The sequence below is a fragment of the Microcoleus sp. N9_A2 genome, assembly GCF_036701775.1.
Classification (GTDB): Bacteria; Cyanobacteriota; Cyanobacteriia; order Cyanobacteriales; family Microcoleaceae; genus Microcoleus.
On record NZ_JAUBRH010000053.1, the window covers coordinates 12,868 to 25,522 of the forward strand.

General features: G+C 45.5%; 14 protein-coding genes. 8 read left to right on the forward strand and 6 right to left on the reverse strand.

Features of this window, described 5'->3' with window-relative positions; translation table 11 throughout:
* The first annotated feature begins 34 nt into the window (after positions 1 to 34).
* Positions 35 to 847, forward strand: coding sequence for a segregation/condensation protein A (locus tag QUA44_RS23650; RefSeq protein ID WP_333254895.1), 813 nt, complete (start codon positions 35 to 37; stop codon positions 845 to 847).
* A gap of 476 nt (positions 848 to 1,323) precedes the next feature.
* Positions 1,324 to 2,487, forward strand: a complete 1,164-nt coding sequence (locus tag QUA44_RS23655; RefSeq protein WP_333254896.1) for an NDP-sugar synthase — start codon at positions 1,324 to 1,326, stop codon at positions 2,485 to 2,487.
* A 232-nt stretch (positions 2,488 to 2,719) separates the two neighbouring features.
* On the opposite strand, the gene speA is transcribed toward QUA44_RS23655, so the two are convergent.
* From speA to QUA44_RS23670, 3 genes are all read right to left on the reverse strand, one after another.
* A complete protein-coding gene (gene speA, locus QUA44_RS23660) occupies positions 2,720 to 4,729 on the reverse strand; it encodes a biosynthetic arginine decarboxylase (protein WP_333254898.1) in 2,010 nt (669 codons plus the stop codon).
* A gap of 309 nt (positions 4,730 to 5,038) precedes the next feature.
* A complete protein-coding gene (locus tag QUA44_RS23665) occupies positions 5,039 to 6,190 on the reverse strand; it encodes a helix-turn-helix domain-containing protein (protein WP_333254901.1) in 1,152 nt (383 codons plus the stop codon).
* A 168-nt stretch (positions 6,191 to 6,358) separates the two neighbouring features.
* Entirely contained in the window at positions 6,359 to 6,949 is a 591-nt protein-coding gene (locus tag QUA44_RS23670) for a DUF3611 family protein (protein WP_333254903.1), read from the reverse strand.
* Positions 6,950 to 7,116: 167 nt separating this feature from the next.
* Between QUA44_RS23670 and QUA44_RS23675 the strand changes: the two genes are divergently transcribed.
* The 6 genes from QUA44_RS23675 to QUA44_RS23700 all read left to right on the forward strand — a co-directional run bounded on the left by QUA44_RS23675 (position 7,117) and on the right by QUA44_RS23700 (position 10,188).
* Positions 7,117 to 7,287 (forward strand): hypothetical protein, encoded by a 171-nt coding sequence (locus tag QUA44_RS23675; RefSeq protein WP_172186391.1) that lies wholly within the window; start codon positions 7,117 to 7,119, stop codon positions 7,285 to 7,287.
* Positions 7,288 to 7,641: 354 nt separating this feature from the next.
* Entirely contained in the window at positions 7,642 to 7,935 is a 294-nt protein-coding gene (locus QUA44_RS23680; RefSeq protein ID WP_333046352.1) for a hypothetical protein, read from the forward strand.
* Positions 7,936 to 8,038: 103 nt separating this feature from the next.
* Entirely contained in the window at positions 8,039 to 8,467 is a 429-nt protein-coding gene (locus QUA44_RS23685) for a heavy metal-responsive transcriptional regulator (RefSeq protein WP_333224123.1), read from the forward strand.
* Between the two features lie 791 nt (positions 8,468 to 9,258).
* Entirely contained in the window at positions 9,259 to 9,498 is a 240-nt protein-coding gene (locus tag QUA44_RS23690; RefSeq protein WP_333254907.1) for a DUF2283 domain-containing protein, read from the forward strand.
* Between the two features lie 56 nt (positions 9,499 to 9,554).
* Positions 9,555 to 9,899, forward strand: a complete 345-nt coding sequence (locus tag QUA44_RS23695; RefSeq protein WP_333254909.1) for a type II toxin-antitoxin system RelE/ParE family toxin — start codon at positions 9,555 to 9,557, stop codon at positions 9,897 to 9,899.
* Entirely contained in the window at positions 9,871 to 10,188 is a 318-nt protein-coding gene (locus QUA44_RS23700) for a transcriptional regulator (protein ID WP_333254911.1), read from the forward strand. The genes QUA44_RS23695 and QUA44_RS23700 overlap by 29 nt, the downstream gene beginning before the upstream one ends.
* A gap of 160 nt (positions 10,189 to 10,348) precedes the next feature.
* Here QUA44_RS23700 and QUA44_RS23705 read toward each other — a convergent pair whose 3' ends face one another.
* The 3 genes from QUA44_RS23705 to QUA44_RS23715 form a co-directional block, all read right to left on the reverse strand.
* Positions 10,349 to 10,576, reverse strand: a complete 228-nt coding sequence (locus QUA44_RS23705; protein ID WP_015174173.1) for a type II toxin-antitoxin system HicA family toxin — start codon at positions 10,574 to 10,576, stop codon at positions 10,349 to 10,351.
* The gene (locus tag QUA44_RS23710) at positions 10,569 to 10,781 is read right to left on the reverse strand and encodes a type II toxin-antitoxin system HicB family antitoxin (RefSeq protein WP_333148509.1); all 213 of its coding nucleotides are present in this window, start codon (positions 10,779 to 10,781) and stop codon (positions 10,569 to 10,571) included. The genes QUA44_RS23705 and QUA44_RS23710 overlap by 8 nt, the downstream gene beginning before the upstream one ends.
* A gap of 218 nt (positions 10,782 to 10,999) precedes the next feature.
* The gene (locus QUA44_RS23715) at positions 11,000 to 12,634 is read right to left on the reverse strand and encodes a hypothetical protein (protein WP_333254913.1); all 1,635 of its coding nucleotides are present in this window, start codon (positions 12,632 to 12,634) and stop codon (positions 11,000 to 11,002) included.
* Between the last annotated feature and the right edge of the window lie 21 nt (positions 12,635 to 12,655).

Here is a 12,655-nt window from a genome sequence, read left to right on the forward strand (position 1 = left end):
AATCTAAAATCTAAAATCTAAAATATAAAATCGAATGGCCGTTTCCCGAGACCAAGATGGCTTAGAAACGATTTCAGAGGGGATCGCAATTTTAATTGACCTAGCCGAACGGGGAGAAATTGATCCTTGGGACGTTAAGGTAATTGAAGTGTTCGATCGATGTCTGAGCAAGCTTACGAACGCCTGCGATGCAGATCAGAGTTCGGATTTCTCCGATTTGTCCCACTCCGGCCAAGCGTTTTTGTACGCTTCAATGCTGGTTTTGCTCAAAGCAGAAAGTATTGTCCTCTCAGAACCCCCGCCAAATCCCGAATTGGACGAAGCCGCCCTCGAAGACGCAGAACACTCAGGCGGGCGACATTTGCCGCAGCATTTAGAGCGGCAATTGCGCCGTCGCGGTGTAGCTCAACTACCGCAAAAACGCCCGGTGACACTCCCAGAACTGATTGAGCAGTTGCAGCTAATGAAAGCAGCAATGGAGCAGACAGTTACCCCCCGCCGCCGCCCTACCTCCAAAATGCGATCGCAAGCGGCCCAGGCTATCTTTGAGCTAGCTCACCAAGAAAATCTTGTAGAAACTGCTAGTGAACTCGAACGGTTTCTGGCTCAGCGGGGCCAGGAAATTGACGAGGGTTGGCTGGACTTGGACAAATTGCTAGAGCTTTGGCACCATAACGACTTGAACTCTCCTGTCAACCCAGAACACCCGGTATCTAGTGGGGAAGTTCACTTGCCAAATCATGACCGCGTGGGTATTTTTTGGGCGTTGTTGCTGCTATCGGCTCAGTCTAAAGTAGAGTTGCTTCAAGAGGAGTTTTACCAAGACCTCAAAATCCGCGCGCTTTGAGCTTGCAGGGTATTAGGTTCTCGGAGGAAACTAATAGACCTCTTGCAAAATAATTTTATGCTATAATCAAACGTTTGGCTTAAGTGGAGCAGATTGCAGGTTATATCAGCACTTGACAATTATGAGTGAGCTTCGTGGGTCTCAAACTCAAAACCTTTAATTGTAACATAGATTTTTTTTGCAAGAGGTCTAATAACTATGCCACTGCGTCGGTTAAGATTCTAGGCAGAATCTCGCTCTCTGGCATTCTGTTGCTGAGTCCCGAATGCGGAGAGCGGGAGTGTGAAGTTCTTGCTGATTCCCGATACCTGGTTTCTTAAATCCAGGTAAATTCGGAATAAATGATTGATAGCCTGGTACGATGTCGCCTATAAACAGGTCAGGATTTTGCTGTGATCGATCGCTTCGACGATCGCAACCGCTAGCATCTAATTGTTGAGTTTATATCAATTAACAGAGGGTTGAGGAAGTTAATAATGAAAGCGATGATTCTGGCGGCCGGTAAAGGCACTCGCGTCCGTCCTATTACTCAGACAATACCCAAACCGATGATTCCCATCCTGCAAAAGCCAGTGATGGAGTTTTTGGTTGAATTGCTCCGCCAGCACGGATTTGACGAAATTATGGTCAACGTTTCCCACCTGGCAGACGTGATTGAAAACTACTTCCGCGACGGTCAAAAGTTTGGGGTACAAATTGCCTATTCTTTTGAAGGGCGAATTGAGGACGGAAAAATGATTGGAGAGGCTATCGGTTCGGCTGGTGGCATGAAACGAATCCAGGACTTCTCGCCGTTTTTTGACGATACTTTTGTGGTGCTGTGCGGCGACGCTTTGATTGACTTGGACTTGACTGCTGCTGTGAAGTGGCACCGGGAAAAAGGGGCGATCGCTACTATTGTTATGAAATCGGTTCCCCGCGAGGAGGTTCCCAGTTACGGAGTGGTGGTAACAGACGAGTCTGGCAAAGTTAAAGCTTTCCAAGAAAAACCTTCTGTAGAGGAAGCTCTGAGTACCGACATTAACACTGGTATTTATATTTTTGAACCGGAAATATTCGATTACATTCCTTCGGGCGAGGAATACGATATCGGTTCGCAGTTATTCCCCGCGCTAGTAGCAGCAGGCGCGCCTTTTTACGGGATTAGCATGGACTTTGAGTGGGTGGATATCGGCAAAGTTCCTGACTATTGGCGGGCAATTCAGAGCGTGCTGCTCGGACAAGTTAAAAATGTTTCGATTCCAGGAATTGAAGTGCGCCCCGGCATTTACGCTGGTTTGAATGTAGCTGTCAACTGGGATAAGGTTGATATTACTGGGCCTGTTTACATTGGCGGGATGACGATCATTGAGGATGGAGCAAAAATTGTCGGGCCGACAATGATTGGCCCAAATTGCTGGCTTTGCAGTGGCGCAACTGTGGAAAACAGCGTGATTTTTGAGTATTCCCGTTTGGGGCCGGAGGTGCGGTTGGTTGATAAACTGGTGTTCGGGCGCTACTGCGTTGATAAAACCGGGGCTGCGATCGATTTGCAAGCGGCGGCTCTCGATTGGCTGATTACTGACGCTCGCCAAGTTTTACCGACTCACCACGGAGAAGAGCGGCGGGCGATCGCAGAAATTCTCGGCCATGCTGAATAATTGCTAATTGCTCAAGGTAAGGTGCGCTAGGCGCACCCTACTTTTACATTTATGATCTCAGCTTTTAATTCTGGTATTGTGCTTAGGTTGCACCTCACATCTTCCACCATTCTCAATAACAGGCTTTCCGGCCTGTTCCACAAAGAGTAGATTTTCTTGTGGAACAGGCCGGAAAGCCTGTTCATAAAAGGCTTATTGACAGTGGTGCAACATCTCAGTTGCACCCTACATTTTAAGACTGAAGATAAGTATACTGGCTGAGACTCCGCTCGTAATTTTGCAGCAAAAGTTGGGCCTCGGAAAGAGTAATTTTATTTTGCTGCAAAGCTGCTTCTGTTTGACGGCGGATGCTTTCAACCAAATTTTCTGAATCGTACTGTACGTAGCTGAGGACTTCTTTCATAGTGTCTCCTTTCACAACGTGTTCGATATGATAGCCAGAAGGTGTTAGCTGAATGTGAACTGCATTAGCATCGCCGAATAAGTTGTGAAGGTTGCCCATAATTTCTTGATAAGCACCTCCCAAAAATAGCGCCAAATAGTAAGGTTCTCCAGGTTTGAGAGTATGCAGTTCCAAAACCGACTTCACATCTCGCAAATCGATAAATTGGTCGATTTTGCCGTCGCTGTCGCAGGTAAGATCGGCTAAAATACCGCGTTGAGTTGGTTCTTCGTCGAGTCGGTTAATTGGCATAATAGGGAACAATTGGTTAATTGCCCAACTGTCCGGTACTGACTGAAAAACAGATAAGTTGATGTAATAAATGGACGCCATCACCTTTTCTAAGTCTTCCAAATCGTCAGATACGTATTCTTTCTGCCGCGCGATCTTCTGTATTTTATCGCAGCAAGCCCAGTACAACTGTTCGGTTTTTGCCCGTTCCGCAATTCCCAAATAGCCTAAGTTAAATAAACTGACTGCTTCTTCCTTGAATTGGATAGCATCGTGATAAACTTCTTGGTAATTTTCTGGACTGATAGATTGGTAAATTTCGTAGAGATTGCGCGGAATTTGGTGGGCGTTTTCGTCTACTGGTTCGGGTACTTCTCTGGGGACATCGCTAGTACCGAGTACGTCAAAAACTAACACTGATTGGTGAGATGCGATCGCCCGCCCACTTTCGCTAATGATAATTGGAACCTGGATTTTGCGCTCGTCGCAGGCATCTTTCACTCCCGCTACTACGTCGTTAGCGTAGTTTTGCATATTGTAGTTTTTGGAAGCGTGGAAGTTTGTTTTAGACCCGTCGTAGTCTACGCCGAGTCCACCGCCTACGTCCAAGTAGTTCATATTAGCTCCCAATTTAGCTAATTCTACATAAATGTGGCTGGCTTCTCGAATGGCGTCTTTGATGACGCTAATTGAGGAAATTTGGGAGCCGATGTGGAAGTGCAGTAACTGCAAACAATTGAGCATTCCAGCTTTTTCTAGTTCGCCGACTGCACGCATAATTTCAGGAATTGTCAAGCCAAATTTTGCCCGATCGCCCGTGGAACCTCCCCAGCGGCCAACGCCTTTGGTAGTGAGTTTTGCTCGCACTCCCAAAATTGGTTTAATTCCTAATGCTTTGCTCGCGACGATTGCGAGTTCTACTTCCTCTATTTGCTCCAGCACAATTACGGAAGTTTGCCCTAGTCGCTGCGCCAAAATAGCCGTTTCGATGTATTCGCGGTCTTTGTAACCGTTGCAAATTAACAAAGCGCCTGGGTTTTTTAAGGTAGCCAAAGCTATCATTAATTCCGGTTTCGATCCGGCTTCGAGCCCGAAGTGATGGGGTTGACCGAAACGCACCAAATCTTCAATTAATTGTCGGTGCTGGTTGCATTTTACTGGAAAGACACCGCGATAAACATTTTTGTAATTGTACCGAGCGATCGCTCTGGCAAAACACGAATTTAAGCGCTCGATCCGGTCTTCCAAAATATCAGAAAATCGAATCAGCAGGGGCAAAGCCAAATTTCGCTGTTTCAGGGATTCTACCAGTTCGCACAAGTCGAGGGAACCGCCGCGATCGCCCTTGGGAGACACTGTAACGTGACCGGCTGCATTGATCGAAAAATACGGTTCGCCCCAACCTTGAATTCGGTAGAGTTTCTCACTATCTTCTATTGTCCAAGATGCTTTTGGCAGTTGAGCCGCCGTTACCAAAGCACTGTCTGGTGCCGCCAAACTCGTGACTGTTGGCGAGTGAGTCGATAGCGGATCGAGATCGGAGAAAGCAGCGGTGGCTGGGGAACTCATCTTATCGGAAACCTCTTTTAGGAGTGGTCAAATAGATAGTTTATCGCACATATCGGGTTTCCTGATGCAGTTAAAAAATCACTTTGGGTAAACGGGCGGGCGATTTTAGATTAAAGATTTTAGATTAAAGATTTTAGAATTGACTCTACAGATGGATGAAAATCGGGGATTTAACTAAAATCTCCACCGTGATTGCTCTCCAGGACTTATTTCTTCAAGCAAGTATCCCTATGCAGGTGAACTCGGAAATCGGTTTCCGAGTTCACCTGCACCAAGAGAGTTGTCGGACGATCGATCGCCCGACACACACTAACCAAAAATCACCTCCGGCGGCGCCATGTCAGCCCCCATAATCATTCCCCCGTTATTAGACTTCTTCAAGCCCGGTTGAGGTGCTTTTTCTGGGGTCTTCTGAGCCGGTGCAACTGAGGCTGGCGGTGTCACCTGCGTTGGAGGTGCTGCCTGTGCTCCTGGCACCACGGGTTGCTGCGACAGCCAACCTAAACCCCCTACAGCCCCAGCCATCAAAGCGGTGTAGCCGATGTACAAATGCACCGGACGCATTTGAAAGCCTTCGCCTGAGTCGGAATCGGAAACAGACACATACATACTGGGAATTGGACTCGGAGCGGGTTTGGGCAAAGCATTCGCCATAGCGCTGCCGTCTAGTCCCAAGGCGTCGCCAAGTCTGCGGATAAAACCTCTAACGTAAATATCTTGGGGCAGTTTGTCGATTTCCCCATTTTCGATCGATTCGATGTGGTGCAGCGGCACGAGAGTTTGACTGTGGAGTTGCTGCAGGGATAGCGAGCGAATTTGCCGTCCCTTACGCAATTCTCTACCCAACTCCTGCAGGCACTCTTCTCGCTGTTGGACGGCTAAAGCTGCTTCTTCTTCCTTGGTGAGTTTTTTCGGCTTCTTGGGAAAACCGAACCCTGGGAAGGATTTTCCGGGGGCGATAACAGTTGCAGGTGGAGCCGACTCGACTTTAATTTCGTCTTGGGGCGCTTGTTTGCTGTCTTCAGAAATGTTAGTTTCTCGATCGGAATTTTCTTCTGTCTCGGACTCGGTTTGGGGTGGCGCTTCCACAGTAGCGCTGCGCCAATAGAAGACAGGAGCAGCTACTGGTGGCTCCAATTCTTGAATTTCTGTCACCGTCTCAATGGCGGGACTTAAAGCAGCAAAAGTCTGTTCGGCTACTTGCGGTTCAATTTTGTTTTGTTTGGGAAATCGATCGAATGCGAGCTTGACGGCTTCTCTGCTAACTGCTCTAATTAAAATTTCGGCAGCGGAGGCTGCTTCGCCCAACATTGTTTGCAGGCTAGCTAGAGCTTGGCTATAGGTGTCGCTACAGAGGAGTTCAGCTTCTATTTGACCTAGGACAGAACGAAAACTTTCTTGAGAAATTTCAATAGTTGGGTGATCTGTCACCCCAAAATAAGCCTCGGGTTTCAGTGCCATGATATTCATGTTGTCTTGGTAGAAGGTATCTGAGTACGTTCTTCGACAGGTTGGCAGTGATTCCGGATGTCGGTTGGGGGAGAGTGGGAGAGTGAGAGAGAGTGAGGGAGAGTGAGAGAGTGGGAGAGTGGGAGAGTGGGAGAGGCGCAATTCCCACTGACCAATTTTCTATTGCTTGTGGATGCGATCGAGCAACCAAAGAGCCCCGAAAATCCCGACAAAATGGGCAACAGTGGCGTGAGTATTGGCGAGTACCACAAATATATCTAGCGGCTGAATAAATCGGCCCACATCAACTGCGGCACCGAACAAGGCTTGCGGCTGAGCTAGAGATTTGGCTAAAAGGGTGCCGCTGATGGCTTCTGCGCCGATCAGCGTCAGCACCATTCCTGACAAGTTGCTAAAAAGTGCCAGCCGCACCTCTTTGATGGTGTCTGCTTTTTTGGGGCGGACAGCGTTAGCGGGCGATCGCAGTTGTCTCGACAAACGGGTGAAGCGGAAAGAGCGATATACGCTGTAAGCGAGTACGGCTAGCCCACAAATGGCAAAAAATACGCCCCCGCCGGTGCCAGCACTGGTGGAACCCGCAGCGGCGCTAGCCCTGGGGAGCGCGAAGGGGATGGCAAAGAGCAAAATGATCGCCGCTACCACCCCTAGCACTACCTGTACCCAGAAGCAAACCCAGCCTGTTGTACGAAGGGCAAAGGCAACTCGCTGTACGGCGACAGGAAGCTTATCGTTATCTAACTGATTAGTCATATTTTGAGCGGGTATAATTAATTGGCATTAGTTGGCAGCACTTTTTTCTCTTCGGGGACGGTTGACGGCGGTTAACCCTCTTTATAATAGAAGTAGCAATGTTTAAGATTTGTAACTAACATTGGATTTCACATTTGAATAGCGTCGATCGCCAGGTACCCAAAGCAATGACACAACTACAACCCACGGTCACTCCCAAACTGGAACAGCCAAAGTTTGGCTTCAACAGCTACGCGGAACGCCTTAACGGTCGAGCCGCGATGATCGGTTTTTCTTTAACTTTAATTATCGAGTATGTCACAGGCCAGGGCTTGCTGTCCTGGTTAGGTCTCAACTAATTTTAGCAATGGCGCGGTCAGCCTTACACTTTGTCTTGACTCGAACGGCAGCGGGTGTGACTTGTGCTGACCGCGACAAATTCGGGAATTGATTAAAATATTAATTACAAACAAGCCCAGCGACTTCTCCGCCGAGAGAGATCTGTTCCCGAATGCAATAGCTGGCTTTTGGAGGTGTATATGGGGTGGAATTTTGATTTGACAAGCTTGGCAATTTTGCCTCGCTCCCGTACAATTCCCCACAGGCGAGAAGATTAATTTAGGTGAAGCTAGTATTTGAGCTAGAAATCCCGATCGTTCCGCCAACTCTAAGTTTTAGAGCTTGTAAATAAATATAGAACAGAGTAAAACCAAATGAATGCTTCGTGGACGCGACTTTTGAGGTCAGCTTACCGTAGAGAACCAATTACCAGCTTTGTTGTGACAGTGGGCGTTGTCGATGCAGCCATCGGCAGCATGGGTGCGAGTGGCTCTTTATTGGCTTTTGGGCTGGGCACCGCTGGGGTGGCGATGGCTCTCCGCTGGTGGCAATTTTACCGCTCTGGAGCCGAACAACCCGCACCTGCTCCCGAATACTATCTTCCTCCTCAGTCTTCTAGACCTCAGTTGCCCGTGCTTAACGTGTCTAAAAAAAATCCTCCTTATTAAGATTACTGGGCAATGGTGACTGGGCGATGTGCCGATCGACTCCCTGGATCTGAGGCACTAAAAGATAGGGCAAGAAAGTCTTTCGATCTTGGATGCTTGGTTTATGAATATTTCTGTTGCCGAGAAACTGTACAAAATTGGCTCTGTAGCTGCCTGTAGTGGTTTGTCGGTGAAAACTGTTCGTTACTATGAGGAGATGGGCTTGCTGTCTCCTGCGGTAAAGCGATCGCCCGCGGGTTATCGCTTGTTTGGCGAAACCGTATTCAACAGGTTGGCGTTTATTAAACGATCTCAGACTCTGGGTTTGAGCCTTCAGGAGATTAAGGATATTTTACAGGTTCGCGATCGGGGAGAGTTGCCTTGCTCTGAAGCGAAGCAGCATCTCACGGCTAAGGTAGAGGAAATTTCCGTGCAAATTGCTGCCTTAGAAACTTTGAAGAGGGAGTTGCAAGGCATTCTCAACTGCTGGCAAGAGCAGCCCTCGCAGGCGAGCATTACTAGCACGATTTGTCCGAACATTCAGCGGGATTGAGTGGCGGAAAGATACAAAAAAAGGGAAGGAATTATCGGTTTCCTTCCCTTGATGGTTTTGTTGGTGGTTTTGTTGGTGTTTTGTCGATCGTGTTGAGCTTTTAACTGTTTTCGCAGAGTTTGCTGTTGCTTTTTGAGTTGCCGAGCCCTGGCTGAGCCGCCTTTACCTTTGGAGTTTCTACCCTCACTGCGGGGAGACTCCCAACTTTTTAGTCTCATGTTTTTAATTGTTTGCACTACTCCTATAATACACCGCTATATTTTCACTGTCAAGTATTTTTTAGACTGATGTTTTCTAGTATCAACTGTTGACTGATGGGGATTTGCTACAGACATAGCGATGCTGCGCCCATTGCCTGCGGCTGGTTACGCCTACGCGCTTTTTGACAATTTGGGATGTAAGGGCGATCGCTAAACTTATCAGGTAATTATGGTAATCTAAAAGTTAGGTAACTAGGACTGGCAAGAATGGAGGAATGTGACAACACAATTTTTCTGTCCATATCTCGATAGTGAGGTTTAACTCACTGAAGAACGAGAACTACATATTGTCGAGACACATCCCGATTTGCTACCATCTTATCAGGAAAGAATTGCTAAAACTCTAGCTGACCCAGATGAGGTTCGATGTGATTTACGTTTCGGCAATACTCTTCTATTTTCACAGCAGTTTGGTAAGGGTCGCAAGGGTAGGTATGTTGTAGTAGCTGTTGTGAATGATACAGATCCCACACAGCGCTATTGGATCGTGACAGCTTACTTAACAAAAAATGTTACCCAAGGAGAGATAATATGGCAAAAAAATTAACTTTTAAATACGATGCTATTAGGGATATTTTGTACGTCAATAAATGTTCGCCTTATGCAGAGCAAGAATCGCAAGAACTAGACTATGGAATTGTGGCTCGTCTCAATCCTGACACGGAGGAAATTGAAAATCTGGAAGTTATGTTTTTCTCAAAGCGGTTGCGAGAAAGTAATGTATTTGAATTACCGATTGTGGGTGACTTGCACTTGAGTTATCAGGCTTAAAAAAGTAGCGACACGCTACCACTCCCCTTAAAATCCAGATCGCCTGTGTTAAAATTATGGAAGCTCAACCACGAGAAGTACAGAACTATCTGAAAGCCGATGGGACAAGTCCATTTGAAGGATGGCTTGATTCCTTTCAAGATACGAAAACTGTATCTAAAATCAAGAAACGACTCAGGCGAGTTGAGCTAGGCAATCTGGGAGATTATCGCTCAGTAGGAGCCGGAGTTTATGAACTTAAGATTGATTATGGCCCTGGCTATCGGATCTATTTTGGACAAATCGGGTTAACAGTTGTGTTGCTGCTATGTGGCGGTGATAAAAGCAGTCAAGAGCAAGATATTAGTCAAGCTAAAAAATATTGGAGAGATTATGAAAGAACTCAAAGTGCCAACAAGTAGAAGCTACCACGAATACTTGATTTCTTCTCTGAAAAACCCTGAAAGTGCTGCTAGCTATATCGAGGTTATGTTGGAATTAGAGTCAGAAAAACCAGAACCGGAATTACTGCGAGCAGGACTTAAAGATGTGGTGGATGCTTATTTACAGATGAATAAGTTATCGACGGAAGCTAAATTTATATATGAGAAACTCGATCGAATGTTGTCTGAGAGTGGGGGCGAGGAAATTTATGCTTTGATAGTTTTACTAGATAAACTGGGGTTCCAGTTAGCTGTCGCATTAAAGTAGGTTAATTAATAAAATAGTTAGGGCGATTCCTACGGGATAGCTGCGCTTCACGCGCTTTTTGACAATTTGGGATGTAAGGGCGATCGTTATTTCATTACGCTCGCGATCGACCCCTACAAGCTACAAAAACTCATCTACTGGGAAACCCGGTTATTCTCTCTTATAAATTAGCTATAAACTCATCAGGTGTGACCTTTGCTTGCTTTAGAACACCGCTGAGAGTACCAATTTTTAACTCGCGGTGGAGTGGCACAACGCAAACAATTTCTCCGTCTGGAAGAGGCTTTTTAAGGACAACGTGGCTACCCGTTTGTCTGGCTTGATAAAAGTCTAAACGCTCTAGTACGCGAATTACTTCTAGGCTTGATATTCTGGGCAACCTAGGCATAGCTAACCTCTATGCTAGTTACAAACCTGGGAGTGATTTCGTCGGGTAAAGGACACTCTTCGAGATAGAGCCTTGTAGCTTCTTTGAGATTAGCGATCGCTTGTTCTATGGTTTCGCCTTGGTCAATTGTGCCGACTTCTGGACATTCGGCAATGTACATATCTTCTTCTTTGTAAATGATGACTGTGAAGCTTTTAGTTTTCATTATATTTTTGCTTTCAGCATCAGAGGTTGCTTAGTTTCTATTTCCTAGTTTATCTTGGATGTAATTTTTTTGCAAGTACAGGGGAAGAGGCGCGATCGCGCTTTTTGACAATTTGGGATGTAAGGGCGATCGCGCTTTTGTAGTAACTAGGATATCAGCAGCTAGGGAGCGGGCTTAATCTCTGGTAATTTAAAACTTAATTGGTAATATGGATAAAATCAAGGAGCTTCAGTTTTGATTCTGTTGCTTATTAGCGTGTAGTTGTTCTGATAATCAGCAAGCTTTTCTTTAGCTTGAGCTTCCACAAATGTACCTTGAGGAATAGAACTTAACAAGTTGATCGCCTGCTGCAATTTTGATTGAGCATTCTGCCAGACTTCTTTAGGATGAGGTGGATTATTCACCATGAGGGCAGCTTCCCCTGCTAGTTTTTGGGCAGCTTCTAAATTAGTGGCTGCTTTCTGTTCAGTGACAATTCTATTAGTAATCGCCTGATAGTTAGTTCGATAAACACTTAGCTTTTCTTGAGCTTGAGTTGCAACAAGCGAATTGTCTGGAATTGCCTCTAACAATTTGATTGATTCCTGCCACTTCCCTTGTACTTGCTGCCAATTTTCTAGTGGATGAGGTGGATTTTGAGTCATAACGGCAGCTTCCATTGCTAGTTTTTGAGCTGCTGCTAAATTTGTTGCTGTTGGGTCTGGCTGAGGAGTCGGTGTTAAGGTGGGTGAAGCTTCAGAATTTGTTTTTTGCTCTCCAACATTTAGAGGAATTCCCGAATTTGGTATTGTCTGCTGACTCGGTGAAATTTGAAAGGTAGTTTTCCAGCCGACAAAACCCAAAACTCCTAGAGTCAGTGTGGATAGTATCAGTATCCAGCCACTTCTACCCCCGCGTCTTTGCTCTGAAGACATGGTACGGTCAATAGAATTTAGAGATTCTCCTGTCTGTGTGGATCTTTCACTTTGCTTACGACTAGGTTTTTTTTGTTCCTTGCGACGGCGTTCTTTTTCTAGGTGCTTAAGAGATTGTTCAGCCTCTCCTCTTAACCTATTAGCCCGGTCAATTAAAGCATTAGCTTTTTCTTTTAAAGATACACATTCATTCAAGATAATTCCTAATGTTGTAGTTTGACCCTCATAAGAGATAATAAGCCCATGCTCTTCATCAAACCATTCTATCGCAAACACTGATTCCCCAAAGTAAGATATAAAAGCTTTTATGCGCTCAATAGGCTCGACATTACGTTCAAGATTTTGTACGATACTATCCAGTTTTGGCTGAACCTGTTTTAGCTGTTCTTGAGCTACCTTTATTTGCTGAACCTGTTGCCTTAAACTTTGCTCTTCATCAAAGTCTATGTGAATTCTTAAATCTTCATCAATTTGCCTTACTTCTTCAGGGAGACTTAGAGATTTCCTTTCCAATTCTAGCTGGAGCAATAATTGTGAATCATTTAAAATATTCTCGGCTATATTTTTTAGACCATCGCCCCAATCAATTAAGTTTTCAACATTTTCTATTAAGTCAGCAAGAGACGTTTCCTTATCTGGCTCGCCCAATTTTTCAGCAAGTAAGTTACTCCCTGCCGTGAGAAGTGCATCTACTAAAAATCCACCAGGAATAAAAAAGCTGGCTATTGTTCCGAAGAAAGGGATTGCGCCAAGAACTCCTTTATTAAATTTTTCACTGTCCAATACTTCTTGAAGCTTATTTTCAATAATATTTAGTTTATTTTGAATGTTGCTAATTCGCTCTATTTCCCGTCTAATATCGCTAGAGTTGCCAATAGTAAGTTTCATACTATCAGCAAGTTGGGGCAGTTCGTTTACAAGGTACTCTAAATCTGACATGATTTACTCTCCTTTAACTAT

Coding starts and splice junctions, on each gene's coding strand:
- QUA44_RS23650 (WP_333254895.1), top strand. CDS start 35: ATGGCCGTTTCCCGAGACCAAGATGGCTTAGAAACGATTTCAGAGGGG.
- QUA44_RS23655 (WP_333254896.1), top strand. CDS start 1,324: ATGAAAGCGATGATTCTGGCGGCCGGTAAAGGCACTCGCGTCCGTCCT.
- speA (WP_333254898.1), bottom strand. CDS start 4,729: ATGAGTTCCCCAGCCACCGCTGCTTTCTCCGATCTCGATCCGCTATCG.
- QUA44_RS23665 (WP_333254901.1), bottom strand. CDS start 6,190: ATGGCACTGAAACCCGAGGCTTATTTTGGGGTGACAGATCACCCAACT.
- QUA44_RS23670 (WP_333254903.1), bottom strand. CDS start 6,949: ATGACTAATCAGTTAGATAACGATAAGCTTCCTGTCGCCGTACAGCGA.
- QUA44_RS23675 (WP_172186391.1), top strand. CDS start 7,117: ATGACACAACTACAACCCACGGTCACTCCCAAACTGGAACAGCCAAAG.
- QUA44_RS23680 (WP_333046352.1), top strand. CDS start 7,642: ATGAATGCTTCGTGGACGCGACTTTTGAGGTCAGCTTACCGTAGAGAA.
- QUA44_RS23685 (WP_333224123.1), top strand. CDS start 8,039: ATGAATATTTCTGTTGCCGAGAAACTGTACAAAATTGGCTCTGTAGCT.
- QUA44_RS23690 (WP_333254907.1), top strand. CDS start 9,259: ATGGCAAAAAAATTAACTTTTAAATACGATGCTATTAGGGATATTTTG.
- QUA44_RS23695 (WP_333254909.1), top strand. CDS start 9,555: ATGGAAGCTCAACCACGAGAAGTACAGAACTATCTGAAAGCCGATGGG.
- QUA44_RS23700 (WP_333254911.1), top strand. CDS start 9,871: ATGAAAGAACTCAAAGTGCCAACAAGTAGAAGCTACCACGAATACTTG.
- QUA44_RS23705 (WP_015174173.1), bottom strand. CDS start 10,576: ATGCCTAGGTTGCCCAGAATATCAAGCCTAGAAGTAATTCGCGTACTA.
- QUA44_RS23710 (WP_333148509.1), bottom strand. CDS start 10,781: ATGAAAACTAAAAGCTTCACAGTCATCATTTACAAAGAAGAAGATATG.
- QUA44_RS23715 (WP_333254913.1), bottom strand. CDS start 12,634: ATGTCAGATTTAGAGTACCTTGTAAACGAACTGCCCCAACTTGCTGAT.